This window comes from Streptomyces sp. Ru72, assembly GCF_002920635.1.
In the GTDB taxonomy this organism is placed as follows: domain Bacteria; phylum Actinomycetota; class Actinomycetes; order Streptomycetales; family Streptomycetaceae; genus Streptomyces.
On the sequence record NZ_PQSR01000192.1, the window covers coordinates 1 to 6,082 of the forward strand.

Here is a 6,082-nt window from a genome sequence, read left to right on the forward strand (position 1 = left end):
TGGCATTGATCCACGCTGCGCCCATACTCGGGGCATGACCGCGTACCAACCCCCGGGCGACCCCCGCCGTGACGGTTACGACGCCGTGGTGCTCGCGGGCGGTGCCGCCCGGCGGCTCGGCGGCGCCGACAAGCCCGCCGTCCGCGTCGGCGGACGTGCGCTGCTCGACCGGGTGCTGGCGGCCTGCGCCGACGCGGACACCACCGTGGTGGTCGCCGGTGCCCGGCCCACCGCGCGCCCCGTGGTCTGGGCCCGGGAGGAGCCGCCCGGCGCCGGACCGGTCGCCGCGCTCGAAGCGGGCCTCAGACGGACCAGGGCCGCGGATGCCGTCGTACTCTCCGCCGACCTGCCGTTCCTCACCGAGCGGACGGTACGACGGCTGCTGGACGCCCTCAGGGCGAGCGGCGCCGAAGGGGCGGTGCTGACCGATCCCGAAGGGCGTGACCAGCCGCTCGTCGCCGCCTACCGCACGGCGGCACTGCGTCGTGAGCTGGTACGCCTCACCACCGAGCACGCCGGTCTCACCGGCCTTCCGCTGCGGCGCCTGGTCGCAGGGCTGGACCTCACCCGTATCTCCGACCCCGTCGCATCCTTCGACTGCGACACATGGGACGACATCGCCACCGCCCGATCACGCATCAGGGAGCATGGGCACGTGCTGGATGAATGGATTTCCGCAGTCAAGGACGAACTGGGCATCGACCTCGACGTCGACACCGGCGTCCTGCTCGACCTCGCCCGCGACGCCGCGCACGGCGTCGCCCGCCCCGCGGCCCCGCTGACGACGTTCCTCGTCGGCTACGCCGCCGCGCAGGCGAAGGGCGGCCCCGAGGCGGTCGCCGAAGCCGCCCGCAAGGCCGCCGCGCTGGCGCTGCGGTGGGCCGACGAGGACACCGCCGAGGACAGGCCGGGCGCCGGATGACCGGGCGGGGCATCGAGGGGCAGCTGGACAGCGAGGAACGCGACATGGAGGAGGCGCTGGCCGTGGCCAACGAGAGCGGGGAGCCGAGCCGTCCGCAGGCCCGCCCCGCCCGTTCACCGCAGGACCAGCACGACCAAGACCTCGAAGAGGCCCTCGCCCTCGTCCGGGACCCGGACCCGCGCGCTCCCGAGCCCGGTCCGCCCACTCCCGAGCCCGAGGCGCGTAGGCCCGAGCCCGGCCCCCGCACATCGCGGCACCCCGGCACCCAGGACCACCCGGCGGGCACCGAGGCCTCCGCCCCACCCCCCTCCGAGCACCACGCCACGCCGTGGCCCGAGGCCCGCGCCGCCGCCGAGCGCGCCGCCCGCTCCGCTCCGCGCCGCCCAGCCCTCGACGTGCCCCTCGACGCGGCACTCGGCCTGGTGCTGGCCGCGCCCCTCACCGCCCTCACCGACCTCCCCTCCTTCGACACCTCCGCCATGGACGGCTGGGCGGTCGCCGGCCCCGGCCCCTGGGACGTGCGGGAGCACGGGATCCTTGCCGGGCACGCAGAGGCTGCACCCCTCGGCGACGGCGAGGCCGTGCGGATCGCGACGGGCGCCCGCATCCCGCCGGACACCACCGCCGTCCTGCGCACCGAGCACGGCCGCACCGACGACAAGGGACGGTTGCACGCCATCCGGGAACTCCCGCAGGGTCAGGACATCCGGCCGCGCGGCCAGGAATGCCGCACCGGCGAGCATCTGCTCCCTCCAGGCACCCACGTCACCCCCGCCGTCCTCGGACTCGCAGCCGCCGCCGGTTACGACACCCTGCGCACGCTGCCGCGACCGCGCGCCGAAGTCCTGGTACTCGGCGACGAGCTGCTCACCGAGGGCCTGCCCAGGGACGGGCTGATCCGGGACGCGCTCGGGCCGATGCTGCCGCCGTGGCTGCGCGCACTCGGCGCCGAGGTGACGGCCGTCCGCGGGCTCGGCGACGACGCCGATGCCCTGTACGAGGCCGTGACGTCCTCGGCGGCCGACCTGATCGTCACCACGGGCGGCACGGCCGCGGGCCCCGTCGACCACGTCCATCCCACCCTGCGACGCGTCGGCGCCGAACTCCTCGTCGACGGCGTGCAGGTCCGCCCGGGCCACCCCATGCTCCTCGCCCGCATCCAGGACGGCCGGCACCTCGTCGGTCTGCCGGGAAACCCCCTCGCAGCCGTCTCCGGCCTGCTCACGCTCGCCGAGCCGCTGTTGCGCACTCTCGCCGGCCGTATGGCGCCGGAGCCCTACACGCTGCCTCTGAAGGACTCCGTCCACGGTCACCCGCACGACACCCGGCTCGTCCCCGTCGTCGTACGCGCCGACCAGGCCGTGCCGCTGCACTACCACGGCCCCGCCATGCTGCGCGGTATCGCCGCCGCGGACGCCCTCGCGGTGGTCCCGCCCGGGGGTGCGCACCCCGGCCAGGAAGTGGAACTGCTCGACCTGCCCTGGGCGTTGGCGGGGTGAGGACTTTCTGGGTGAGCTTGCTCGGGCTGATCCAGAACCGCTGAGTGTTTCACGTGAAACATCCCGGTCGGGATGCCTCGAGCGGCCGCGCGGGGGGTCGGCGGAGATCTTTCGTCAGGAGTAGCGTCCCCCTCATGTACGCGATCACGATTCCTGAACCCGGTGGGCCCGAGGCGCTGGTGTGGGCGGAGGTCCCCGATCCCGTACCCGCCGAGGGTGAAGTGCTGGTCGACGTGGTGGCCGGCGCCGTCAACCGTGCCGATCTCCTCCAGCGGCAGGGCTTCTACAACCCGCCGCCCGGGGCCTCCCCGTACCCGGGGCTCGAGTGCTCCGGGCGGATCGCCGCGCTCGGCCCCGGCGTCTCCGGGTGGGCCGTCGGCGACGAGGTGTGCGCGCTGCTCGCGGGCGGCGGATACGCCGAGAAGGTGGCCGTACCGGCAGGTCAGCTGCTGCCCGTGCCCGAGGGGCTCGATCTGCGGAGCGCCGCCGCGCTGCCCGAGGTGACCTGCACGGTCTGGTCGAACGTGTTCATGGTCGCCCATCTGCGCCCGGGCGAGACGCTGCTGGTGCACGGCGGCTCCAGCGGTATCGGCACGATGGCGATCCAGTTGGCCAAGGCGGTGGGCGCGAGGGTCGCGGTCACGGCAGGCACCAAGGCGAAGCTGGACTACTGCGGCGAGCTGGGCGCGGACGTGCTGATCAACTACCGCGAACAGGACTTCGTCGAGGAGATCCGGCAGGCCACGGCCGGGGCGGGTGCTGACGTCATCCTCGACAACATGGGTGCGAAGTACCTGGACCGCAACGTCCAGGCGCTCGCGGTGAACGGGCGTCTCGCGATCATCGGTCTGCAAGGCGGGGTGAAGGGCGAGCTGAACATCAACACGCTGCTGCGCAAGCAGGCGGCGATCACCGCGACCTCTCTGCGGGCGCGGCCGCTCGGGGAGAAGGCCGCGATCGTGGCGGCGGTGCGGGAGCACGTGTGGCCACTGATCACCTCCGGGGACGTGCGCCCGATCGTCGACCGTGAGGTCCCGATGAATGACGCGGCAGAAGCCCACCGGGTGCTCGAGGAGAGCGGGCACATCGGAAAGGTGCTGCTGGTCGCGCCGTAGGCATGGTCGTCCGGGGGTGCTGGTGGCGCGGCGGGCACCGGTCGTGCGGGGTGGCGGTGGCCTCGGGGGTCAGTCACGACGCAGACGCAGGGCGAGGAGGGCGAGCGCCAGGCCGAAGCCCATGAGGACAAGGCCGCTGCCGAGGGGCAGGATCTGGGACACGGGCTGCGAGGCGGAGGTGTTCCGGGCGGAGCCTGCGGCGCCGCGCGAGGGGCTGGGTGAGGCCTCGACGGGGTCCGCCGCGTTGTGGGACGGCTCGGTGCCGGTGGTCGGGTCCGCGGTCTCGCGGTCCGCCGGGTCCGGTGTCCGCTCCGGCGGTGACGGCGGGTCCTGATCCGTGTAGGTGGGCTCGTCGTCCTCGTCCGGTGGTTCCGGATCCGGCCGCCCGGGCCGCATCCTTCCCTCGCCGGCCCAGTTGCCGGCCCGGGAGGAGTCGGGCGAGGGAGGCGAGGGATCAGCGGAGGGTGGATCGTCGATGGCGCGCCCGGGGGCGGGTGACTGCGCGGGGTCCCGGTGGTGGCGGGGGCGGTGGGGCTCGACGTGGCGGTGCGGCGATTCGTGTCTCAGTGACCTGGCGGGGTCGTGCGGCTTGTCCCGGCCCCGCGGCCGGCCGTGGTCACGGGACACGTCGTGGCCCTGGGGCTTCTCGGGTCCGGGCGGGGCTGTGCCGGTGGCCGGGGCGGATGCGGTCGGCGCGGGCCTGGACCCGCGCGTCGGTATCGCGGATGCCGTGTGCCGGGGAGCGGCAGTGTCGTCGGCCGCGGTCCCGGACGCCGGGGGCTTCGCGGCGGGGGCGCCCGGCGGGTCGGACGTGACGGTGACGGCGGTGACTGTGCGCCCGGGGGTGCCGGTGTGAGCCGGTGGAGCCGAGAGGGTCTGCGCGGCGGGTGCGCGCGTCGGCGGAGCCGAGGGAGTGTCCTCCGGGGCGGAGGTGCGGGTCGCTGGGGCCGGGACGGTGTGCGCGATGTCCGTGAGCGGGGGTATGGATTCGTGGGCCGGATAGGCGATTCGGGTGAGGTACGTGTCGTGGAAGGGGCCCTTGTACCCGGCCTGACGCACGGCCCCCGGGGTGTGCCAGGCGGCCCGTATGACGTGCACGGGCCGGAGCCCCTCCGCGGGCGCGAGGGCGCAGGCGGATATGCAGTACAGACCGCAGACGGCAGTGGTGGTGAGTACCGGTGGCAGGACGGCCACGCGGAGCGTGCGGAACCTGGACGGCGGACGAGGCCATGGAGTCACGCGAGTGACCCCCTCCCGTACTCGGGCGGCAAGATCAACGGCACCAGCGTCACACGGACCCCGGCGTCCGGCATCTCGGCCGTGCGCCGTACGCCGTCCGTCACGCCCCCGCGGCATGGACGCAGGGCACCGAGGCGGACCTGTCGGTTGTGGGGTGGATCACTCCCCGTACCGGGCACCTGGCTGATGAGGTGTATCGGTGCGAGAGAATGGCGGCATGGAGATGCCGAGGAACGAACGGTCGGAGAACGCCCAGAGGATCTTGGTCGTGGGCCAGGACGGGATGGCTCTCGGCGGCACCGGAGACGACGACTCGCGCGAGGTCCCGGTGACCGAACAGGTGGAGCAGCCCGCGAAGGTCATGCGCATCGGCAGCATGATCAAGCAGCTGCTGGAGGAGGTGCGCGCCGCTCCTCTCGACGAGGCGAGCCGGCAGCGCCTGAAGGAGATCCACTCCAGCTCGGTGAAGGAGCTGGAGGACGGTCTCGCCCCCGAACTCGTCGAGGAGCTGGAGCGGCTCTCCCTGCCCTTCACGGACGAGGCGATCCCGAGCGACGCGGAACTGCGCATCGCGCAGGCCCAGTTGGTGGGCTGGCTGGAGGGCCTCTTCCACGGGATCCAGACCACCCTGTTCGCCCAGCAGATGGCGGCACGCGCCCAGCTGGAACAGATGCGCCGCGCGCTTCCCCCGGGTGTGGGCTCCCCCGACGGCGAGGAGGACCGTCGCACCGGCGGCCGTGCGGGTGGCCCGTACCTGTGACGCGGACCGTGCGAGAGGCCCGGCACCGTGAGGGTGCCGGGTCTCTGCCGTCGTGTCAGAGTCGGCTCACGCCGGGTCGCCCGTCGACACCGTGAGCTCGATCACCGGCATCTTCTTGGGGTTGGCGTCCGTGCCGGCCGTCGGGGACTGGCTCATGACCGTGTCCTGGCCGTAGGTGTTCTCGTCCTCGTGCGTGATCTCGTACTTCCAGCCCGCTGCCCGGAAGCACGCCTTGACCGACTCGAGGTTCTTGAAGGAGAAGTCGGGCACCCGGATCTTCTTCGGGTCGACGTACGACGTCTCCGGCTCCGTGCACCTCGTCGTCTCGATCGTCTTCGTCGTGTCCGGGCCCCTGTGGCCCGAGGCCACGGTCGGGGGCGCGCTCGCGCTGCCGTCGCTCCCGTTGGCCTCGTCCCCGCTGCTGCCGTTGGTGTGCAGCAACAGTGAGGTCAGCAGGCCGACTATCACGACCAGGGCGACCACGACCGAGCCGATGACCACGGCCTGGCTGCCCCTCTGACCGCCCGTGGCGGGCGTCTGCGGGCTG

The 6,082-nt window shown here is 73.5% G+C and carries 6 protein-coding genes; 4 read left to right on the forward strand and 2 right to left on the reverse strand.

All coding sequences use genetic code 11. The features are described 5' to 3' along the window. Positions 1 to 34: 34 nt before the first annotated feature. The 3 genes from C3488_RS38875 (at position 35) to C3488_RS38885 (ending at position 3,536) form a co-directional block, all read left to right on the forward strand. Positions 35 to 922: an NTP transferase domain-containing protein gene (locus tag C3488_RS38875; protein ID WP_103845535.1), complete on the forward strand. Its 888-nt coding sequence runs from the start codon at positions 35 to 37 to the stop codon at positions 920 to 922. Beyond that, positions 919 to 2,421 carry a molybdopterin molybdotransferase MoeA gene (locus tag C3488_RS38880; RefSeq protein ID WP_103845536.1) on the forward strand — a complete coding sequence of 501 codons (1,503 nt, stop codon included), beginning with the start codon at positions 919 to 921 and terminating at the stop codon, positions 2,419 to 2,421. The genes C3488_RS38875 and C3488_RS38880 overlap by 4 nt, the downstream gene beginning before the upstream one ends. 134 nt (positions 2,422 to 2,555) lie before the next feature. Continuing rightward, on the forward strand, positions 2,556 to 3,536 hold the full coding sequence (locus C3488_RS38885; protein WP_103845537.1) for an NAD(P)H-quinone oxidoreductase: 981 nt from the start codon (positions 2,556 to 2,558) through the stop codon (positions 3,534 to 3,536). Between the two features lie 69 nt (positions 3,537 to 3,605). Here the strand turns inward: C3488_RS38885 and C3488_RS38890 are convergent, their stop codons facing one another. Then, positions 3,606 to 4,730: a hypothetical protein gene (locus tag C3488_RS38890; protein WP_103845538.1), complete on the reverse strand. Its 1,125-nt coding sequence runs from the start codon at positions 4,728 to 4,730 to the stop codon at positions 3,606 to 3,608. Positions 4,731 to 4,992: 262 nt separating this feature from the next. Here C3488_RS38890 and C3488_RS38895 point away from each other — a divergent pair, with 262 nt between their 5' ends. Next, the gene (locus C3488_RS38895; protein WP_103845539.1) at positions 4,993 to 5,535 is read left to right on the forward strand and encodes a bacterial proteasome activator family protein; all 543 of its coding nucleotides are present in this window, start codon (positions 4,993 to 4,995) and stop codon (positions 5,533 to 5,535) included. A gap of 66 nt (positions 5,536 to 5,601) precedes the next feature. Here the strand turns inward: C3488_RS38895 and C3488_RS38900 are convergent. Beyond that, positions 5,602 to 6,082 (reverse strand): PASTA domain-containing protein (locus tag C3488_RS38900; RefSeq protein ID WP_146068021.1); only part of this gene is annotated, 481 nt, incomplete at its 5' end.

What these genes read in the sequence shown, in the direction of transcription:
- C3488_RS38875 (WP_103845535.1), top strand. Translation starts at nt 35, where the DNA reads ATGACCGCGTACCAACCCCCGGGCGACCCCCGCCGTGACGGTTACGAC.
- C3488_RS38880 (WP_103845536.1), top strand. Translation starts at nt 919, where the DNA reads ATGACCGGGCGGGGCATCGAGGGGCAGCTGGACAGCGAGGAACGCGAC.
- C3488_RS38885 (WP_103845537.1), top strand. Translation starts at nt 2,556, where the DNA reads ATGTACGCGATCACGATTCCTGAACCCGGTGGGCCCGAGGCGCTGGTG.
- C3488_RS38895 (WP_103845539.1), top strand. Translation starts at nt 4,993, where the DNA reads ATGGAGATGCCGAGGAACGAACGGTCGGAGAACGCCCAGAGGATCTTG.